The 20,284-nt window shown below is 38.1% G+C and carries 17 protein-coding genes and 3 pseudogenes; 3 read left to right on the plus strand and 17 right to left on the minus strand.

Annotated elements, in window-relative coordinates; all coding sequences use genetic code 11:
* The 13 genes from tnpA to WKT13_RS12580 form a co-directional block, all read right to left on the minus strand.
* On the minus strand, window positions 1-170 hold a 170-nt coding region (tnpA, locus tag WKT13_RS13365; protein WP_445323608.1), incomplete at its 3' end, for an IS66 family insertion sequence element accessory protein TnpA.
* A gap of 216 nt (window positions 171-386) precedes the next feature.
* Entirely contained in the window at window positions 387-662 is a 276-nt protein-coding gene (locus WKT13_RS12525) for a toll/interleukin-1 receptor domain-containing protein (RefSeq protein WP_340324133.1), read from the minus strand.
* Window position 663: 1 nt separating this feature from the next.
* Window positions 664-2,226, minus strand: a complete 1,563-nt coding sequence (locus WKT13_RS12530) for a hypothetical protein (protein WP_340324134.1) — start codon at window positions 2,224-2,226, stop codon at window positions 664-666.
* Window positions 2,223-3,047, minus strand: a complete 825-nt coding sequence (locus tag WKT13_RS12535; protein WP_340324135.1) for a toll/interleukin-1 receptor domain-containing protein — start codon at window positions 3,045-3,047, stop codon at window positions 2,223-2,225. Before WKT13_RS12535 ends, WKT13_RS12530 begins: the two co-directional genes overlap by 4 nt.
* Before the next feature lie 40 nt (window positions 3,048-3,087).
* Window positions 3,088-4,293, minus strand: coding sequence for a hypothetical protein (locus tag WKT13_RS12540; protein ID WP_340324136.1), 1,206 nt, complete (start codon window positions 4,291-4,293; stop codon window positions 3,088-3,090).
* 738 nt (window positions 4,294-5,031) lie between these two features.
* A complete protein-coding gene (locus WKT13_RS12545) occupies window positions 5,032-7,347 on the minus strand; it encodes a hypothetical protein (RefSeq protein ID WP_340324137.1) in 2,316 nt (771 codons plus the stop codon).
* A gap of 7 nt (window positions 7,348-7,354) precedes the next feature.
* Entirely contained in the window at window positions 7,355-8,323 is a 969-nt protein-coding gene (locus WKT13_RS12550) for a RyR domain-containing protein (protein WP_340324138.1), read from the minus strand.
* Window positions 8,313-8,873, minus strand: coding sequence for a sigma-70 family RNA polymerase sigma factor (locus WKT13_RS12555; protein ID WP_340324139.1), 561 nt, complete (start codon window positions 8,871-8,873; stop codon window positions 8,313-8,315). Before WKT13_RS12555 ends, WKT13_RS12550 begins: the two co-directional genes overlap by 11 nt.
* The gene (locus tag WKT13_RS12560; RefSeq protein WP_340324168.1) at window positions 8,870-10,333 is read right to left on the minus strand and encodes a toll/interleukin-1 receptor domain-containing protein; all 1,464 of its coding nucleotides are present in this window, start codon (window positions 10,331-10,333) and stop codon (window positions 8,870-8,872) included. Before WKT13_RS12560 ends, WKT13_RS12555 begins: the two co-directional genes overlap by 4 nt.
* A gap of 108 nt (window positions 10,334-10,441) precedes the next feature.
* A complete protein-coding gene (locus WKT13_RS12565) occupies window positions 10,442-11,296 on the minus strand; it encodes a toll/interleukin-1 receptor domain-containing protein (RefSeq protein ID WP_340324140.1) in 855 nt (284 codons plus the stop codon).
* Window positions 11,297-11,328: 32 nt separating this feature from the next.
* Complete coding sequence (locus WKT13_RS12570; protein WP_340324141.1) at window positions 11,329-11,967, minus strand: zinc ribbon domain-containing protein; 639 nt, start codon at window positions 11,965-11,967, stop codon at window positions 11,329-11,331.
* A 71-nt stretch (window positions 11,968-12,038) separates the two neighbouring features.
* Window positions 12,039-12,896 (minus strand): M48 family metallopeptidase, encoded by an 858-nt coding sequence (locus WKT13_RS12575; RefSeq protein WP_340324142.1) that lies wholly within the window; start codon window positions 12,894-12,896, stop codon window positions 12,039-12,041.
* Window positions 12,897-12,913: 17 nt separating this feature from the next.
* Window positions 12,914-13,639 (minus strand): UpxY family transcription antiterminator, encoded by a 726-nt coding sequence (locus WKT13_RS12580; protein ID WP_340324143.1) that lies wholly within the window; start codon window positions 13,637-13,639, stop codon window positions 12,914-12,916.
* A gap of 556 nt (window positions 13,640-14,195) precedes the next feature.
* Here WKT13_RS12580 and WKT13_RS12585 point away from each other — a divergent pair.
* On the plus strand, window positions 14,196-14,777 hold the full coding sequence (locus WKT13_RS12585) for a hypothetical protein (RefSeq protein ID WP_340324144.1): 582 nt from the start codon (window positions 14,196-14,198) through the stop codon (window positions 14,775-14,777).
* Window positions 14,778-14,834: 57 nt separating this feature from the next.
* The gene (locus WKT13_RS12590) at window positions 14,835-15,236 is read left to right on the plus strand and encodes a hypothetical protein (RefSeq protein WP_340324145.1); all 402 of its coding nucleotides are present in this window, start codon (window positions 14,835-14,837) and stop codon (window positions 15,234-15,236) included.
* Window positions 15,237-15,361: 125 nt separating this feature from the next.
* On the opposite strand, the pseudogene istB reads toward WKT13_RS12590, so the two are convergent.
* The 3 genes and pseudogenes from istB to WKT13_RS12605 all read right to left on the minus strand — a co-directional run.
* A pseudogene (gene istB / locus WKT13_RS12595) lies at window positions 15,362-16,151 on the minus strand (IS21-like element helper ATPase IstB).
* Between the two features lie 11 nt (window positions 16,152-16,162).
* Complete coding sequence (istA, locus tag WKT13_RS12600; RefSeq protein WP_340324146.1) at window positions 16,163-17,728, minus strand: IS21 family transposase; 1,566 nt, start codon at window positions 17,726-17,728, stop codon at window positions 16,163-16,165.
* Window positions 17,729-17,912: 184 nt separating this feature from the next.
* Window positions 17,913-18,776, minus strand: a pseudogene (locus WKT13_RS12605) (phage integrase SAM-like domain-containing protein); the annotation flags it as partial.
* A 288-nt stretch (window positions 18,777-19,064) separates the two neighbouring features.
* Between WKT13_RS12605 and WKT13_RS12610 the strand changes: the two are divergent.
* Window positions 19,065-19,229: pseudogene (locus WKT13_RS12610) on the plus strand (tyrosine-type recombinase/integrase); the annotation flags it as partial.
* 45 nt (window positions 19,230-19,274) lie between these two features.
* Here WKT13_RS12610 and WKT13_RS12615 read toward each other — a convergent pair.
* Window positions 19,275-19,922: a hypothetical protein gene (locus WKT13_RS12615; protein ID WP_340324147.1), complete on the minus strand. Its 648-nt coding sequence runs from the start codon at window positions 19,920-19,922 to the stop codon at window positions 19,275-19,277.
* Window positions 19,923-20,284 lie beyond the last annotated feature (362 nt).

Consider the following 20,284-nt stretch of genomic DNA (forward strand, 5'->3'; position numbering starts at 1 on the left):
AAACTGATAGGAGCCAACTCGTGTTTGATACTGTTCCTGTCAACGGAGCATTTTCGACGCCAGTAGTGATAGGTTGAATAACTTACACCTATCTGTTGAAGGTACGACTTTAACGGCAGGTCGCTTTGTTGCACCTGTAATTCTAATTCTTCAAATTCTTGTCTGTTCATAATAATTGAGGTTTGATTGTATTAACTGCCGCAAAGCTACAACCAAACCTCAAAGTGTAAAAGGTGCATTTCTTCGAATGCTTACCTTCTTTTTGCAAATGTATAAAATAAAAAATACGAGACTCATTTCTGAATCCCGTATTTCCATTTACACAAAATATTTTATAGTGCCATGTTCTATCATCTTCATATGTCATCTTACTTTTTAGGGGACATTTACTGAATATCCCTGATGTATTTTACTTCTTCTTGTACCCAATTGGATTCCTTCGCATTCTTGCTATCACAAAGAATGAACCTGTGTCTGCTATCAATTTCTCGTTTTATTAGCGCATCTACCTCTGTGTCATCTTCAAGACATTTTAAGAAGAACATTATAGGACGAATGTTTCTCTTTTCAAGCAAATTTCTTACTTGAATAACTTTATCATAATCTTTATGTGAATGGGAAAGAAATACCCAAACATCTTCGTTGATTATATCAAAATCCATATTACAACCTAGTTATATTGTATATCGGTATTCTTTCTAGTCCAGGAGCATTTCCTTCTTTCACTGTTGGTCTACCCATACGAGTAGCTAACCAGAGATACCTGTCTATATTTGCTTTTGATACCTTATATTTCAAAGGATTTTCCGAAGTACCAAGATTGATGGTACCTTCATTTTCAAGAGATGCTTTCACGAAATCTTCTAATGGATGTCCAGTCACTTCATCCATCGGTGTAGACATGAATTTGTCAACATCTATGCGATTGTTTGTAAAGCAATCAGTAGTTTCCGCTGTTTGATAAGATATGTCGTTCCAAAACTTTTCTTGGAAAACATCGTCTTTGGCATAACGCTCTATTTCGTCAGGGTCAGAATACATCTTAATCATATCATCAATCATTTGCTTGCGTTCATCTTCCTCTAATGTTTTGGGAACGCTTAACTCAAAGTTGGCTCGAAGGTTTTCAAGCATTTGTTGCTTCATTTCCTCTGTACTGTGTCGCATAAGATTGGCTATCATCTTCAATTGTTTCACCTGTGCCAGACATTCTGGCCCCATAGTGTCAGGACGAGTATTGGAAAGGTATCTTGCCAAACGCTTATGCTGAGCCTCTGTTACATTGACGAGGTATTGTTGTGGTGTCGTCTCATAGAATTGTTGTTTAATAGGATTATAGACTTTCACCCTGATTTTCTTGATGTTATCATAATTTATATTTGCCACCATGATCATTTCTGCTATTGTCCACCAAGATTTAGTATAGTCTATTTCACCATTGTCGTTACGGCTCTCGTACACCCATACTTCATCGACCTCTCGAATATGGTCTTCCAATAAGCCGACAAGCATCCATCTGCGCATAGGAGTATGCGCTTCATCAGCACCACATAATGAAGCCGGAGGTAAAACCTTCAGTTCATAGTCACCATCACAGCCAAGTCTATGACGTTCATTTTTTGATTGAATATCAGTACCTGTAATTATAGATTTAAACTTCTCAACTTCTTCACTGTGACTGTTGCGATAACTAATCATTACAGAAGTTTTTTCGTATTTCTTCCTTCTGCGTATCACTAATGAAGCCCCGAGCATTTCTTCCATTTCCTTTTGGTATTTTAGGAAATCGTTAATCATTTCTTCTGGAATGCGACTATATGTGTCTTCTTTCAGAGATTGTTCAATTTGTTCAGATGTTTTTTTCAAGATATACTCAATAGTATATCTTTCACCATCTTTTTGAGGGAAGACACCTCTTAAAGGTGTAATGTTTAATGGTAGATTATTCTCACTCACAACAATTACATGATTGAGAATATTAACTTGTGCTGTCAATGCTGGATAAACGCCACCGTCATTAAAGTCTGATGGTATTGTACAATCTACTACGACAATATCTGATACATGTACTGCATAAAGAAATTGTTGCTGTTGTAATGGATTAACATCTTTCTTTATAGTCACAAGTTCAAACTCTAAATTATATTTATTAGCAATATCCTTAATACCTTCTGCTAAAGGAGTACTGCTGCGGAATTCCGGGATGAAAAATATTAATGATTTCATACGCTTTCTTTATTAAGATATTGATTGAATGTACCTAATACTGCTTGCAAAGGATTGTAGGACTGATTAATTTGACAATCAATCTTTACGAGAGGAACTTCTTTTGTTAGTTCTTTGTCAGGTAGCCAGTGCCAATACTCACAATTGACTCTCTGACTTTTTTCAATATATGACTTTTCTCCTACATTTATAATACGCTCAATCTTTATTGGAAGTTCTTTTGTGTAGAACCTTAAATGAACAATACCTGTGAAATTCCTATCTAAACTGATGGAAAGATTGCTATTTTCTTCGATTTCTTTTGTTTCATAAGGTGGTTCGTTGTTTAACTGACAAGACATATAGCACGGGCTATACTTGCTGGTTACTTTCAATTCTAAATTACCATTGAGTTGCTTGCGTAATAAATCATATGTTTTCTCGCTATTTGCGTGATCGTATTTAACAATGCTATATTGTATTGACACGACTTCCTTTATAATAGACGGGATATTTTTGTTTTCCAAAATGTATAGCAAATCGCAACCAAGACCATAAAAGAGAATAATTGGCTTTTCGTATTCTTTGGCATGTTCTATTTCTTGCACAAAAACATCACTGTCCGATTTTATCTTGTCACCAATACCTTCAAATAAAACCATTATTATGTTGTAAGAGTTTCTGATACCATCATCCAATTGTTTTGGCCATTCACCTCCACGCACAGTTTCAACATCTAAAAACACTTTGAGATGGTACTTGTGTACTAAAATAGCTCGTATAAGTTCCGCCCATACACTACCACCATCACGTTTATAACTTATAAATACATCGTATTTCATTGGCTTTCTTTATGTTTCGTTGAGAACAAATGAACTGAAATTAATATTTTATTTCATGTAATATCCTTATGAAGTGACTATGTATATTAAACATGACTTTGTTTTTTAAGATCAATTTCCGTGTTTGAAAAGTATTGTATGAAAAATTATCCCTATAAGACTGAACCCATCCAATAGAAAATGATAATAACAACAACTTCCCCCAATTGTTAGGATTGGAAATATCTCCATTTATAATATTTATTGTATTATAAGCAGATAAGACTAACAAAAAAGCTATCATCAACATCAATATTGTGCGAATATTAAAAGTTAAAGTGTTGCAGATAATCTCTTTTGTAACATTTGTATAATAAAGCTCATGAAAAAACTTGTGTATAATAATTATTGGTATGCATATTATTGCCAAAAATATTGAAGAAAATGTTAATGCTTCATTTATAAAGTCTGAGATATCTACAGAAACATTCAAAAAGATGCCTTGCAATAGTAAATCTTTTTCAAAAATAACTATATGTTTTAATAGGCTAAGAAAATATATGTATCCATTCTTTGAAAAACACCACTTGGTAAAAAATAACACCATGAATGGAATTATAAAGAAAACCGGAATTTTTGCTAATCCATTAGAAAAAGCGACTAAACTTCTTTCAAATCTTTGTAATAAATCACGTCGCTTATAGTTGGCAGTTTCTATCTGCTCAGAATATGAGTAATCTACAGTAAATGAACTTGTCTTGGGGTTATCCTTGTAATTGGTTAGAATAGCTTTTAAACTTAGGGAATAGAAACATTCTGAGCTGTCAATTCTTAAAAAAATAGTTCCATTATAATTTGATTTTGAAATAGTCTTTAGACTAATCATTAATTTTGAATTGTCGTATTTTCTAAAAATTTTATTGGTGAGAATTTCTTGTAAAGTCTTTTTGTTTCTAATACAATAAATATATTTATTAATAAACTTTTGATGTTCAAACATTTCCCATAAAACACCTTCGGTTATATCTATAATACAAAATATATATTTTGCACGAGCAATATAAAAGTTAAGTTCATTTTTCCAATTTGATACAGGAAGGCAGAATTCTCGCACATTGCTGTTAAACCTTATTGGATTTGCAATTTTACATATTCTCAAATTAAGATTATTGCATACTTTTACTAATGATTCTTCTATTTGTTTTTGATGTTTGTCTTTATCAGAATTGAACGATCTCAAATATAAAATATCTGGATACGTTTTCATTATAAACACGCCATTACTTTGACGCCATAAAGTACTTATAATAAAGAAATATAGCCATGAAATAACAAATATTACTGCTAATTTAGTTATAGAGCTAAATGATAAGTCCGCAACTAATAAACATAATCCACTGTAAGTGAATATGTACAAACTTGAAAATAAAGCCAAAATTTTAGAGTACAATTTGCAGTAAGCAACTAAAGTGTACCATTTCGTTTTCCTCAGAAAGAAAAAAGTAGAAAGTAGGAGAATTGTTATGAATAATAACAAACAACCGAAAAGCGAGAATGTTAAACTATAATCAAAAAAACCATGTATTGCACATGAAGTTTTTTTTATCCATATTATCAGACATGAAATACAAAATGAATACATAATACCTCTAATGACAACTGCAACGAGGTCACAAAAGTCATTATTATCTGATAATAATCCGAAAACGAATTCTGATAATATATATATTAAGATGGCATAAAGTAAATATTCCATAACTACTATTACAAGCTTATAGATCTTGATAGTTTAGTAATGTTCAAAAAATAACTTGCGCAGCTTTTGATAAAAGCTTGCTATCATTAAGGAGTACCCATTAAAAGTTGCACAAGTTATTTTTTGCATATTACTTAATATAATCATACTTGGTGGTATCTCTCGATACTTCATAAACAAACTGTTTTCGTAAGGTGCCATTCAAGTATGCTTCTTCTGAAGGTTATATCTATTATTTTTATCACTACATTAGTATAATTCTATCTCATCTTTCATCTCAAAACTCAACTTCACTGCAGACTCATCATAAGGGATGGTTTTTGCAAAAACGGGATTAGAATGCAAAGTCAGACAATCTACGATACATTCATGACGGCGTAGTTTCAGACTTCTCCATGGATCACGTTGCTTATCCTTCGATTTTTCATCTTCTTTTTTTATATCCTCGCTTATCGCAGGTTCAAACCCTAGAAGTTCCATCTTGGCATTCCATCGCAGATGCTCACAATCACTAAGATTTTGTAATAGTTGTTTGTTGGAATCAAGTTGAAGCGATTCTGGTGTAACATCTTCATTGACAAGGGCAATCTTTGTATAAATATGCCATACATTGGAACGGTCTTGCTCTTCTTGGTACCAAATTTTTATTTCACTTTCCTTTCGCTTTACTGCATCGGTTTCTTCTAAATAGACCTTTCTGCGCTTTAACCAAGCTTCGTCAGCATATTCCTCTTCGTTGCCATTCTCTATGGCATCAAACTTAGCTCCATACAGTATATCATAGCGATACTTAAACCGCTTTGCCGCTTTCTCAAGAACATCTTTATTTATTGTCTCATAGGAAAAAGCATCCATCACGGAACCAAAAGGGACTATGACATTAAAGAACTCTTTATGCTTACGCAGGAAATCCTCGCGCATTGAATTACGCAAGCGAACAAAAATCTTGAAACGATTTAAATTGTCTCTATATCTGTATGCATACTCAAAAATAGACGTGGCAATGCCAACAGACTCCTCATCATCCTTAATGGAAATGACTATATAATTAAGGTCTTGGATTATAGTCTTCAACTTATCCCAAAATGCAGCAGAATGAGTAGATTGACCATTCCACCAATCTATTTCCGACTTGTTTCTTAAAGCTGGTGCTTCCGTTAAAAAATCAGCTTTCAACTCATCAATGTCTTTATCGATGATATGTATCTTCTTTGCACTAGGATTGCCTTGATTATCTTTTGTAAAAGAACTGAATTCGTAGAGGAAACGGAAAGCATCACGTCCTGTTTCACCAAAACCAATTACCATGCCAGTAAAACCAGATTTCACAGTTCCTGCATTCAGGTCTTTTTCTACATAGTTAATTGGATGGTAGTCTTTCTCTCTCTTCAAATTCTGTATAGCCAAATTACTGGTATCGATGATATGTACCATAAATGCTAATTTACCATCATTGAGCATGGACGTATTGTTCTGGCTCTTTCTTGCATGACAGTAACAGTAAAACGAAGAATATTTATGGTCAATCTCTTTTTTCTGAATTGTTTGTAGCACTGTAACAGCCTGCAAATTATCTTTTTCTTCATCTGACAAGAAGAAATATTCTACTTTACTTTTGTTTTGATTTCTATATTTTCCAGTTGCCGAATTGCGCAATAATTTCTGTAAAGGTATTCGTACTGCCCAAGAAAAATCCAATGCTTTGAATACCTTAAACACATCGTCAGCTTTACTATTTAAAATAGGATTCTCAAAGGAACGTGAGGAATTGAAAAGCAATGCCCCTATCTCCTCTATATCTTCCAAATATTTATCAATACCATTGCTGTCGGAATGGAAGAAATGACTAAAAGAAAAGCGCGTTGCGGCATGGCTATGACCTTTTTGAGGCATATTTATGAATAATATGTAATGATGTTCGTTGCTTTTACTCTTGGATATACTCTTAGCTAAAGCAACTGTATTTGAATTAACACCAAACATCACATAGTAGTTGCAATCTTTTTGCAACCAACTCAACATATATGCCCATACTATTTTTACCCAAGAAAGCAATCTAAAACCAAATAGACGAAGAATAAAAATTGCACTTATTGCAACGGCACAAAAATGCGTAAGCGCAAATAAAGCCATATAAGTAGGATTGCCATGCAATTCTTCCTTTACTTCTATTAAATCTGAATGAGATACAAACATTTCCATAGATGATAGACAAGATCGAAGTAATAAAGCAATGTTACTTGCGGCACTTCCATGCTCATTGAAGCCCACCATGTAAAGAACTACTCCGCACATCCATATAAAGAATGCCTGAATCTTTAAATGACGGAAAAGTACTATTTTGGCTTTAGGTATACATACGGAAATGATAAATACAATGGCTAATAATGCAATGATTATGTTCAGACCATCTAACCAATTATAAAATAGATTGTGAGAACATGAATCTACTAAACCAGTAAAACTTTCTGCAATACGAGATGATAGTGTATAGTCTTCTATCGTTTCTGCATTATTTGCTAAAATTTGTATCGTATCAGACGGATTAACAACTATTTGTTTCATATTTTTCTTACTTTTTTCTTTTTACAATCTCAAATCCCAACTTCTTCACCAATTTCAGCGTCTGCATCGCCATCTCTCGGTCATACAACTTCTCGCTTTCGGGCAGATTGCAGTAAGGCACCATGTCGGGTGTTTCTTTCTTTTGGTCATTGCGCTCCGACCCATAACTCCAACCTTGATCAGTACGAGCTTTTGCCCATATCTCGTGAGCGTTCTCAGCAATAGCCTCCTGTAGTTCGGTGAGGTCGTCATCGAGGGCTACATCATCAAGATTGATGGGGTATGGCTCATATACGAAGCGGTCGGTGGTGTTCACAACTACGAGGTAATAGTTGGATTGTGTCCAAGCTTTGACGAATGACGAAAGGGGATAGGTGGTGAGTTCCTCTTCGGTATAAGGATTGAAGAGCGTTATTTCATCTGATTCTATAGAAATAGAACTGATGGCTACGGCATGGTTGGGCTGTGTGGTGTCTTCTACCACATCATGTAGAAGTAATGTATTGTCGATGACAGCTATCAGTTGATTACCATTGTCCAAAAGGCGCACGATGTCTTCCATAGTTGAGTCGTAGCGACGGCTGACGGACAGATTGTTTTTCTCCAAGAGTCTACCTATATTATATAGTGGCATGCCTTTGTCTTTTAGCCAGCAGTTGCGGTAGGCTTCGTCGAGGAGCGTCTTGTGTGTGGTCTCTATGCCAAACTGATGGAGGATGAACTCTTCACACTCTATATCGCAAAGATAGTTTTCCTTCTGCTTGGCTGCCATGGCTGTCATGGGGACCGGTTTTGTTATGGCAGGTTTCAAGGTTGCCATATCTTCATCCACTTCGCTTGCAATGCGGATGATTTCCTGTAAATTTTCATCTTGTTCTGCAGCTTTCAACACACGCATGGTGTCTTCTGTCGACGTGTTGCCGTCCAAGAAGGCAGACAACAGTTCATCTGATATAATAATATGCTTATCGTTCATAATGCTTTTTGTCTTTAAGTGCAACTTCGGTGAGAGCCTGTATCGCTCTGCGTTTGATATTATAGAGATTGTCCACGGTCACACACAGTTGCCGTGCCACATCTTCCGGTGTCTTGTCTTCTATCATCAGCAGACGTATCACCAAGGCGTAACGTTGGTTCTTCATCTGTCTTAATAAAGTCTCCATATCCATTCGTGCTTGTGAGTTTTCCGCCAATGAAAGCTCACGATGACTATTGTTAAGAGGTTCTTGACTCTCGTCATCTATCACCTTCGCTTTACTTTTCAGCAATAGGCAATGTCTTATGGCAATGGTCTTTAGCCATTGATAGAGTGTACTTTCATACTTAAACGAGCGCAACTTCTTCGCATCGTTCTCCATAAGGAGTATGTATATCTCGCTGATTATCTCGTCGTAATCAACAATCTGCGCCCCGAACACTCGCCTAATGACACTAAGGAACAACGGACGGCAATCCTTAAAGAAGAATTGTGCCGTTACCTTAGTGTCATGGGCGATGAGGAAAGATATTATTTCTTTGTCGGTCATTCGAAAGATGTTCTATTGGTTTGAACAATTTTATTAATAATATGGGTAGGAAGTTCTCCATTTACTTCAAAGGGTATAGTCTTGTAACCTCCGTTTTCTCGGATGTATGATATACCTTTAATTTCAAAGAGATTCTCAGAGATACTAAAATCCGCATCTATATAACCGATGTTTTTCCCGTTATCATTATTTACAGTACCTTCAATATGCTTTTTAATCAAAAACATAGAAAGATATGTAAGGTCGTTGTTTTGCGGATATTGTATTTTTGCTTCAATTTTTATGTCAAAATTGTCATGGCAATCAAATTTTATGATGAATTTAGCTTCACTCTTGTCGTAAATGCCATTTGTTGTTAATGAATAGATATTGCTTGATTCGCTATTTGTATTTCTTTTTGAAGAAGCATCTCCTCTTTTATGGTCAGCAAATCTATACTGTGTAGAGTCGTGATCCGATTTGTAGGCTATGTGTGACTCATTATATTTTTCGACCTTTGTATTATTCTGTGAGCCTCCAAAACTAATATATTGGATTGGTATAAATACTACACACAAAAAGAAGGCAATAGTAATGGTTATAAAACATCCTTTGTGTTTAGATAAATCTCGTAGCCTATTAGATTTGGAATATACCATTTCCTGTTTTTCAAAATTAATATTTTCAATATTTTTCTTTTTGTCTTTGATTGGTAAGTATGCGCATATTTCAGAATAATGTTTGAAGTCAAATGATTCAAATTGACGTAAACTAATTGGTAATGAAGATATGTCAAAATTAATAATAGTAATTATATTCCCCGTTTTTCTTCCTGTTCTTTTTTCTTCAATAAAAGTTCGCCATTCTGATTGTACATAAGAAGATTCAATGTGTTCTGGTTTAGAAGCAATAATTATCATATGTGTGGCAGAATCCAACGCTTCATCAATAATCTTTCCGTATTCAGCAATGCCTTTCTTTCGTAGCTCTTCATCTGCCAAAAAAACATTGTAATTCAGCTCTTTCAAATATTTATACACCTTTTTAGCAAAAGGGTAATCTTCGCTTTTACAAGAAATAAAAACATCATATTGCGCATTTTTAATGTCATTTGCGCATAGAATCAATGTTTCCTTTTGGTCTTTCGTTCCACATCTTTTCTCTATTTCATGTAATAGAATCACCTTTGCACTTTTACTATCATACGGATTAAGACGAATGACAGGAATCTCTAATAGAAAATGTCCAATTTTTCCTAAATTCACTAGTTCTGTATTATCAATAATTATAGGAATAATCGTCTTATTTTCTTTTATTGCAAGACGTAAGTCTTCTTCAGTATAGACCGAGGAAGAACGATTTCCAGACAATACGCAAAGAACTGCTTTTGAACTGATGATTTCAGCTCTTATAGTTTGCTCAAAATCCGATGCTGCTTGTATACTTTGTATATCACCAGAATATGTAATATCCCGCAGAATGTAAAATACTTTTTATTTTTGAGACTGCTTCAAAATCTCTTCTGCTGGCACTAATGTATATGTCGCTATTCATTTATGATAATCTTAAATTGAGTGTCATTGCACAAACTATATTAAGCCGTATACTCTATCTGCATCAACTTCAACGGTAAAATCAGAGTGAGAAGAATTTCTTTTCGTTAAGTGTAATCCATATCTCTGATTCAATTTGTTAATAGTATAATTAAATATTTTAGTCTTTTTGATGTCTTCCTCTATATAATAATCCTTTATGAATTTTCCGAGAGCTCCAATTATCATTCCTGTAGGTCTCAAACCAGCCCCAACGCCAGCACCATTTACCGCTCCTTTTGCAGAATCTTTTATACCATAAAATAGTTCTAACAATTCAGCAACTGGTATTTCACCAACAAAGCAATTTCTTTCATAATCTCTCTTTAGAGTTAAATTTAGCCCTTTATGGATTGATAGGGTAATAGCAGATTTATCTGCTGATATTTGTATTTTTGGCTCAATGTCTGCAGATGTTTTTGTATAACAATCTTTCTTGCTCATTCTTTCAACTCCAATCCACGAAGCGAGATTGTTGAGTAATTTATCGCATTGCCCTTCATCGTTAATGTCTATATAATCAACATTGCCAAAATGGAATTTAAACCATTTACGGAGTCCTTTCTTATCAACAACGACAGGGACAATCCTTTTTCTTTCATCTTCAGCATAAAGAACCTCTCGTTTCGTCCATTTGGAGTTTATAGAACTATCAGAAAGCATGAAGAGAACAACGTTTGATTCTTCAATGGCATTGACAATCACTTCCTCGAATTGAGAGCCGCTTTCTATGCCCTCGGAATCTATCCAACAAGTCGTATTTAATTCTTGTTCGATTCGTTTGACAAATGGGAAGACGATATTCTTATCAATTCTAGAATAGCTTATGAATATAGGTTTAGAGTTTTCCATTTTGCATATAGTCTATATCGCGTAAAATTTTACTATAATTCATGACCACACTCCGAACAAAACCTCTGTCCTTCCTTCACTTCCGCTCCGCATTTCGGACATTTCTTGATGTTCTTTGCTCTGTCGAAGCTGCCATCTTTCTTTGCTTGCTTATAGGCGGCTTTGCCCTCTTTTACCATATCCTTGATGTTAGATTCCTTGATAATGTCGTGGATAATGTGTTTGGTGTCATCTGATTCCGAGACCTTTAGCGTACCGTCTGGCTGCATCATTCGGGTAATGAGTTTCAGGTATATGATAGCAGAGACATATACTATGGTATAACCAAGGGCAGCGTTCATAGCTACAGAAACGACTTGGGCACCAAGGATAATGGAAACGATTGACGAACCAATGAGTACGGCGACAAAAGCACCTGCACTTGTTATCAAGTTTGTGACGATGGCAGAGCCGATGAACTTTGCCGTGTTCTCCGACATAGATATGTTGAGCGTCTTGTTAATCTTGACGTATGTTGCCCATACGAAACCTGCTTGGGGCAGTGCCGCAGCCACTCCTGCAAATCCAGGAGCGATTCCTGCCACGCCACTCGATATAGCAGCTGCTATGGCATAACCGCTGATAGTCTCACTGATACAGGCAATTTTTGTTCCGTCAAGAGTGCCTTGCATCGCCTTGTCAAGTTCTTGACAGGCTTTTGCTAAAAATGGAGCTATATTTATTATGTGAGTATTTTTCTTTGTTATAGTTTATGTCCGCAATGTTGACAGAACTTCCATGAAGCGTCTATCGCCTTATGGCAATGAGGGCATACGGGATTACTCTTTATCATATTCTGATAATCTTCGCTCTCTACCCATTTCAACATCTCTCTGACACGGACTGATGTAAAAGGATGGTCTTGATCCATCACTGCGTAGGTCTGCAATGTCTTATTCCATAGTCCATTCTTGCAGAAAGCGCCATAAAGGTCGGCTTGTTCGGCAAGCTCTTCAAGGTTGAGCTCTGAAGTGATTGACTTCGGACCGCCAGCCAAGCGTGCCAACATCGATGCCGTAGCCTTCGGACCAACGATATACGCAGCTGCACGGTCGCAACTCAATTCGCTCTTGCGTTGCCAATACATCAAGGCATAGTGGATAGGCACAGCGAGTTTTGCCAACGCCTCGAACATGCCAGAAGCATTGGCAATAATCTGTGCCAATGTATGATAGAGCATATGGCGACAAGCGATGTGTCCACATTCATGAGCCACAACACCAACCAACTCGTCCTCAGACATCATGTCTACCAAAGCCGAAGTGATGGTGATGGCAGTCTGTGTGTCGCCAAAAGCATAGGCATTGGGCGATGGATTCATTTCCAAGTAAAACTCTGGTTCTTTGATTTCCAACCGCTCGCAGATGGGAGGAAGAATATTGTAGAGTCGTGGCAATTGTGTGGGCGACAACCTCACCTTTGAAGCCATGTTCAGTCCCGTCTGTAACTGTTCTGCTCCAACATCCATTACTTTCTTGACAATAGTCGAAAGCATAGGGATGGCTTTCAATGCCTTCAATGCAGCCGCATCTTCTGGGTGTATGAATTCTGTATATTGCATTATTGGTTTCCGTTGTTTCAAAAAGTTTCAATAATCTGTATAAAGTCGTTCGGTATATAAGCTGTTGCTACATTGCAAACACCTTCAAGAACTACAATTACACGCTGCTGTCCTGCTGCTCTGCCTACACGTCCTACGACTCCAGTGAACGCCCCATCAATAACTCTCACCAAGTCGCCGCTTTTGAAATGGCAACGCTCTGGCAGCAACACCATGATGTGTTCGCTGTTAACGCTTGTCAGTTTGATGAAGTTAAGCATTTCGTTGTCAGGAATGGTGACGGGAGGATTCTTGCCAGTCTCTTTCTCAACAGGCTTTGTCTTGTCTGTGTAGTATTTGAGCCATTTGGCAGTAATGGCAGGCTCTTTCACGAACTCGTGCGTTTTCTCACGGGTCATGTAGGCAAAAATAATATTGGAAAGCAAAGGCTCATGCACGAGCTTTCGCTTCCCATTTATCTCTTTGACGACATAATGCATAGGCAAATATGTCTCAACGTTTGCAGTTTGAAGAACCCCAAGGGCTTTCTCTGTTCTTCCATAAGTAGCACGCAATACGAACCACTGCTTCTTTTCTTTATGGACACAATCCGAGGACATCCCTGTATGGGAGTTCTCTGTCTGATGACTTTGAACTTCGGGGGAGGTGCAGGAGGTAAGTCCAGCACAGGAGGGATTGTTACCGCCTCGTCGGGTGTCAGCATTAGGCAATGCTGGCGTATGCTTCTTAGATTCTTTATCCATAATCTAAGGATCAGTCCCTTTACAAACGTTTAATGCGCTGACTGAATGTTTAGTTCCCCAGTTGGTGTATTGTTTATGTCAATAGGTTAACTATATATGGTTTCCACTCGTCAAGCGGTTGTTATGGGTTTGTTAAATAGAGAGTCCCGAGTAAAAGTACAAACATTTTTTGAAAATCCGCAACTTTTCTCCAAGAATCGGACAAACTTTTTGAAAATATTCTCAATATAAATGAAAATCGGCGTCAGAATTTGGCGTTCCCGAATATTTTGCGTATGCCAATTCCATAAAAACATTAAACGAATATTGTTCCAACAGACTATGCTATCGCATGAATACTTCCGAGATTTATTGAAATTCTTGTGCAAAGGTATTCGTTATGCCTTATTGATTTCAAGGTCAAGGCTTTGCTTGGCTCTCAAAATCTCCACACCTACGGGTAGTATTTTGTTGCCAAACCTTGCATCAATGTGCATAACACCTTTTGACGGCACATAATTTCTAACAAATCCCGGAAGTAGGTTTCTACGAAAGGGAAAAATAAAAATTTTGAAGTATGAGCAATATTTGTGACACGCAGTACAAGGTGAGAGGTTCACGCAAGGCATTGAGCGACCTTTGGAACACCCTTCAGATTATGGAGGTGAATAGTAAGGATGTCTATCTTTACAAGTCGGCAGAGCACTATGGCATTGACTATGAGCATAGCGGTATATCTGTTCGTGGAAAAATCTACTGGGCAGAGTTCGAGGATGACGAGGATGGAGGGCTGTTGTCATTTGACACCGAAAGTGCATGGTCGGCTTGCGACCTGTTCTTTGATGAATTGAATAAGGTACTTGGCAATGAACTTTCTATAAGTTACCGTGAAATAGAATGTGGATGTGAGATATTTTACGTCCACGATGAAGGAGGTTTCTTTCCCGAAGAGTGTTGTGTAAGTTCTTCTGGTGGCAACTTTGAAGATATTTGTGAAGATGTGTATGACACCATATGCGATGCTATTGAGGCATGGTGTGAGAAGACCGGAATTAGCCAAGGCGAGCGGACAGAGGAAGAAATGGTGGACTTCATCAACGAATACGAGTACGACTCAGAGGACACCTATTATTATATACACCCTTTTGAATTTGATTAGTACTTACCGCAAGGGGTAAGGCTCACTGCTTTGCCCTTTGCATAACCACTTTGAAATATGAAGATATTAAGGAAGAAACAGATTGGAAGAGCAACATGCACCATATTGCAGCAGTTGGCTCTCACCACACCTCTTAATGTAGTGTATAGTTGGGGAATAACAAACAAGGTTGCAACTCAAATTGAAATCACGGTTGATGGGATGGAGAGAACCGTAGCAGCATTGATGATGGATGTTAATGGCTTCAACTACCAAGGCAGACTCTATGTGACCAATAACCGAGTTAAGCAAACCTTTGGCTTGTATAGCGAACGGAACGGAATGTTGCATGAGGAAAATGAAAACATAGCCTTCAAAGACTTGGGGCAAGTGCTCGATGCGGTTATTGAGACAGGCGGCATGAGCCAACAGAAGCACCAGCAAAGATTGCGTGAATATGCAAAGAGACTTTTGGCTTAGTATAAGAATATCTGGAAAAGCCACGCGACTTTGCCCCCTTTGGCCAAACAGGATGGTCCCCTTTGGCTACAATATGATTGACCCTTTAAAGTCCTGGTGTTGGGGGTCAATTTTATTTTACCCTTTTAAAATTTCTCGTTTTTCTTAGACCTTAACTTTCGCATACTTTCACCATATAACTCTATGGTATGAGCCGTATGTATGATGCGGTCAAGGATTGCATCGGCAATTGTCGGGTCACCTACCATGTCATACCAGTTGGAGGATGGGTACTGCGATGTGATGATGATGGATTTCCGTTCATGCCTGTCCTCGATGATTTCAAGCAGTATGGGACGCTCCTTTGCGTCAAGCGGTACGATGAACAGGTCGTCAAGGATGAGTAACTGGCAGCGCTCAATCTTCTTGAGTTCCGTTTCAAGTGTACCTTTGACTTTGGCGACTTTTAGCGCACCGAGCAGTTTTGGGGCATTGGCATAGAAGGTTCGGAATCCCCTTTTGCATGCTTCATGTCCGAGGGCACAGGCCAGATAGCTTTTCCCCGTTCCTGAAGAACCGGTAATGAAAAGGTTCTGTGCCTTATGCACAAAATCAAGGGTGGCGAGACGTTCCATCTGGTTGCGCTCCAGACCTCGGTTCGTGGCATAGTCGATCTGTTCAATATAGGCCTTGTAGCGGAATGCCGCATTCTTGGTAAGCCGTGCAATGGCAGCCTGTGCACGCTAGTCCCATTCGCGTGCGAGGAGCATGGAAAGGAACGTGTCCGCAGTCATGGATTGCGGAGTGGTGCCGGCAAGACTTTCCCTGAAAGCCTCTGCCATACCATGCAATTTCATACGGTTCATTAAATCCAGGGATATGGTATTCTGGTCTTGTTGTCCCGTAATGGGAGCTGTTTTTATTGTTTACTTCCATAAATATGAGTTTTATTGTTTATCCTTTCTGTAATATTCGCGTCCACGTATATTTTTGTGGGTCAATGGAGCCTGGGAAGTCACGTTGGGCTGTACTTTCCCGTCCTCATCGGGAAGGAAATCCGCATCTTCTCCAAGTTCAAGCACCTCACGCAAAGCCTGATACCCGTATTGCAACTTCTGGTCCGCACATGCGCAAGCCGCAACCAGACGGTCACGGCCGTATTTTTTTTCCAGGGTCAGGATGCCACGGCATGACCTGAACGCTTTGGGAGGATATTGCATGGCACGCTCCACTTCCCGGAGATAGTTCAATACGATATTGTCTATTTCCGAGGCACGTTGGAAGAGTTCCTCCAAGTCCTTGTCATAGGGGCCATAGTGTCCCGGCAGGTTGTGCTCCTTTTTCCAGGAATAAGCGTAGGGAATGTCACAGCGGTCATGGGTGGCAACAAGGTTCATGCCACAGTAGATTTCCACTGTATCGGCATCATAGAGAATCGTCATGCGCCTGCCTACATACTCCTTTGGAACGCTGTAATGGTGCTTGAACAACGAGACGTAAGAGTTCTTCCCGACAGTCATCAGCTTCCTTTCTTTCACCACGTAACGTTTTACAGGAAGCGGTCGAAGGTAGTCCTTCTCTCCCTGAAGGAACATTTCCTTGCGTGACATCTCCCGTCCGGCCATCACCTTTTCATTGAAATCAAGCAGGGAGACATGGATGGCGGTATTGAGTTCCTCCAGGCTGGAGAATGTCATTCCCTCTATTTCAAGGTAAATGGAACGGTAGAGGAGCTTCACGGCATTTTCTACCAAAGCCTTGTCCTTGGGGTGATGCACACGGGCGGGATAGACCGCACAACCGTAATATTCGGCAAAAGCGGAGAAATCATCATTGATGACAGGCTCGTTGCGGTCGCTTCGTGTGACGGCAGCCTTCAGGTTGTCGGGGACGATAGCCGCAGGAACGCCTTCAAAATATTGCATGGCATTCTCGCATGCTTTTATCAGGTCTTCCTTGCGTTGCGACCACACGGCTTCGCAGTAGGTATAATGGCTGAACGGAAGGATGGCGACAAACACCTCGGCTTTCTTCGTCTCGCCTGTCATTTCATCAACGACTTCAAGCCTGTCACCGGCAAAGTCAATATACATCTGGTCTGCGGCATAGTGCTCGACATGACCGACGACCTTGATGTGAAACCTGTATTCGCTGACAATCCGTTTGAAGGAAGACAACCGGAAACCGTCCGGATATTCGGAATGGTACTCCTTGAACAGTTTTCGGACACTCATGCCTTTACGTGACAGGCGGGATACATATCCGGGAAGCAAGGCCTCCAATTCAATCCTTCTGGGAGAAGGCTCCCGATGCCGGGATGCCGCACAGCCAAACAACTCATCCAACTGCACATCGGACAGGGAAAGAAGTTGTTCAATACTCTTACCACTTGAAAGAAACAAGCGGACATACTTGCGGACTGTATTACGGGATGTATGAAACGTGGACGCCGTTTCCTTGATTCCCATGCCGGCCGCATAACATCTTAAAATGTTTTTGATTCGTTTATCCATTTGTATAGATTTTATTATCACCCCCGTTACACCAGGACTCGGGTACTCAAATCTACACAAAAAATCTATAACAATAGGTGGGCTAAGTGGTCAATACTATTTTGGCCAAAAGGGTCAATCATATTGTAGCCCAAGGGGACCATCCTGTTTGGCCAAAGGGGGCAAAGTCGCGTGGCTTTTCCACTCGCTGGTATTTCAGCCATATAGCTCCGCTGTCATCCTTTACAAGGTTTGTTTCGGTTATGGACACTACATCAATATAAGAGGTTCCAGTATAACAGGCGAAAAGAAAAAGATCTCTGGTAGTAATATGCGACCAGCGGTGTTCCTCTATTTCCAAATCACGGAGTTTTTCAAAATCCTCACGGCTCAATGCTCTCGGTGGCTTCTCCAGTTTCTTTGGCAAAGTGTAATGTTCAAAATGATATTTGTCCGAATGTCCTTCCTTAAAGGCTATACGACAGACCCGTTTAAGTAGAGCCAGATAGTGGCGTACGGTTTCAACACTTAATCCACACTTTATGACCACATATTCCTGAAACTCCCTTATGAACTGCTCGTTCAACTGTCCGAAAGCAAGATTGGAAACCTTATAACGGCTGGATATGAATTCGGCTAGTCGTTGACGCGTATAAATGTAATTGGGTATCGTTCGTAATGAATATTCCACACCGACAAGAGATTTGACTTCTTCTATGTGGCGGTCAAAAAGTTTGAGCAGAGTCATGCGGCTGTCCATTCCACCTTGAAACAGATTTTTTACTGAAACGGCATCGAAATCGGTTTTCCGTTCTACAAGGGTATCAAATGCTTTGTGTATGGAAACAAGCAGCCTGTCTATTTTGGCATTGGTTTCCACCACTTCCTTACTTTTGCCGTTCAACCGGCTTTCCCTCGGATTCCAAAGTTTCTCACTGCAATTCAGTTTACAACTGAATTGTGCTACACTACGGTTTACCGTAATTCTGCCCATGATCGGAGTTTTTCCGTTCTTGTCTGTTTCGCTTCTTTTAAGGTAAAGCAACACCTTGAATTTTTCAATCTTCATACGCTTACATTTTTTGTTGTAAAACTACAATTCTTATAAGCGTTCTTTGATATGCAAAACATTGCAAATCAGCGAGAAATTATCCGGTCTCAGATTACTTGATCTGCTCACCGTTACCTATATTGTTCAGGTAACTGGACAGCTAACGTTTTGGTAACTGAAACCGCTCAATATTCTGCACTTCATTGCTTTTTCGACTTTAAGCAAAATGATGAATATCTGCTTATTTCCAACACGTTACGATTTATCTGTTCAATCTTGTTAGCTCTTGCTTTTTACTTTATACTCCACTGTTTCCGTCATTCGTACGCCTTCATACAAATCTCTTTAGGCACAGACATTTACACAGTATCAAAAATGCTTACTCACAAAAATGTTTCGACCACACAGATTTATGCTGATTTGGTCAATTCCAAGAAACGAGAGACGGCAAATAAAATTTCGTTGAAATAATTCTAAATACCACAATAGGGAATTCCGATTTTCAGAATTCCCTATTTATTTACTACTTCCATTCTCCACAGCAATTTTAGGTAATCCAAGTCTTATTCTAACAATGTCTAAAGCTAAAATATCTATACGCTGAAAATATAATTCAGCTTCTTGATTTGTTAATGTTGGATGAGGTAATTGAGGTGACGCATTATAATGCCTTGTTTCTTTTCTTGAATTAGCAATTCCCATTAAATCTTTTATTGTAGTATCTCCAAAGAAAGGAATTAGTTCAGGAAAGATTTCTTTAATTCGCCTATCAATTCTATGATTTAATGGATATAACCAATTAATCATGTCAACTAATTTACCCATAATTAAATAACACGCTCTTTCGTCAGACTCAACAGCACTATTATGTACTGCTATCAAATCTTTGATTTCCTCATCCAAAGAATCATAATTATTAAGAGCAATATATAATTCATCCAAAATTGAAGTTTTCATATTTCCATTAATAGGAATAGGAACAGCTCGTGCAAATGAAGAAAGCGTTTCCATTAAAAATGTATCAATTTCAGCAATATTAGCTTCCCAACCTTTAGGTAACTCTCTAAAGTCTACAGCTCTAACCCTTTTGTGAAATATTTGATTATGCGGGGAATTTAAAGAAACTCCTAAGACATATTTAAGCAACATCGTTAGTTTTTCCACAAAACTTGATGTTAAAATTGAATCATATATTAAATCATTATAATCTTTTATAGTTTTTTTGTAGAAACTATAATTCGATATTCATAACAATATTTTGATTCCCTATAATCATCTGATATGATCCATTTATCATATTCAAATGAATTATGCTCATATTCATCAATATGAATAGGCATCGGTTTACTTTTATAGACTATATGCATATTATAAATTGATTTATAAATAAATATACACATTTAATATTGGTAACTACTGCAATTATATTGTTTTCTAAAATGATCTAATTCAAAATAATTACATTATAATACTAAATTTAATTCGTAGTTATTAAATTATAAACTAAGAAAATACATATCGAAATA

Origin of the sequence: Prevotella sp. HCN-7019, from assembly GCF_037890215.1 — a bacterium.
Classification (GTDB): Bacteria; Bacteroidota; Bacteroidia; order Bacteroidales; family Bacteroidaceae; genus Prevotella.

Coding starts and splice junctions, on each gene's coding strand:
- WKT13_RS12525 (WP_340324133.1), bottom strand. CDS start 662: ATGGATTTTGATATAATCAACGAAGATGTTTGGGTATTTCTTTCCCAT.
- WKT13_RS12530 (WP_340324134.1), bottom strand. CDS start 2,226: ATGAAATCATTAATATTTTTCATCCCGGAATTCCGCAGCAGTACTCCT.
- WKT13_RS12535 (WP_340324135.1), bottom strand. CDS start 3,047: ATGAAATACGATGTATTTATAAGTTATAAACGTGATGGTGGTAGTGTA.
- WKT13_RS12540 (WP_340324136.1), bottom strand. CDS start 4,293: ATGAAAACGTATCCAGATATTTTATATTTGAGATCGTTCAATTCTGAT.
- WKT13_RS12545 (WP_340324137.1), bottom strand. CDS start 7,347: ATGAAACAAATAGTTGTTAATCCGTCTGATACGATACAAATTTTAGCA.
- WKT13_RS12550 (WP_340324138.1), bottom strand. CDS start 8,323: ATGAACGATAAGCATATTATTATATCAGATGAACTGTTGTCTGCCTTC.
- WKT13_RS12555 (WP_340324139.1), bottom strand. CDS start 8,873: ATGACCGACAAAGAAATAATATCTTTCCTCATCGCCCATGACACTAAG.
- WKT13_RS12565 (WP_340324140.1), bottom strand. CDS start 11,296: ATGGAAAACTCTAAACCTATATTCATAAGCTATTCTAGAATTGATAAG.
- WKT13_RS12570 (WP_340324141.1), bottom strand. CDS start 11,967: ATGCAAGGCACTCTTGACGGAACAAAAATTGCCTGTATCAGTGAGACT.
- WKT13_RS12575 (WP_340324142.1), bottom strand. CDS start 12,896: ATGCAATATACAGAATTCATACACCCAGAAGATGCGGCTGCATTGAAG.
- WKT13_RS12580 (WP_340324143.1), bottom strand. CDS start 13,639: ATGGATAAAGAATCTAAGAAGCATACGCCAGCATTGCCTAATGCTGAC.
- WKT13_RS12585 (WP_340324144.1), top strand. CDS start 14,196: ATGAGCAATATTTGTGACACGCAGTACAAGGTGAGAGGTTCACGCAAG.
- WKT13_RS12590 (WP_340324145.1), top strand. CDS start 14,835: ATGAAGATATTAAGGAAGAAACAGATTGGAAGAGCAACATGCACCATA.
- istA (WP_340324146.1), bottom strand. CDS start 17,728: ATGGATAAACGAATCAAAAACATTTTAAGATGTTATGCGGCCGGCATG.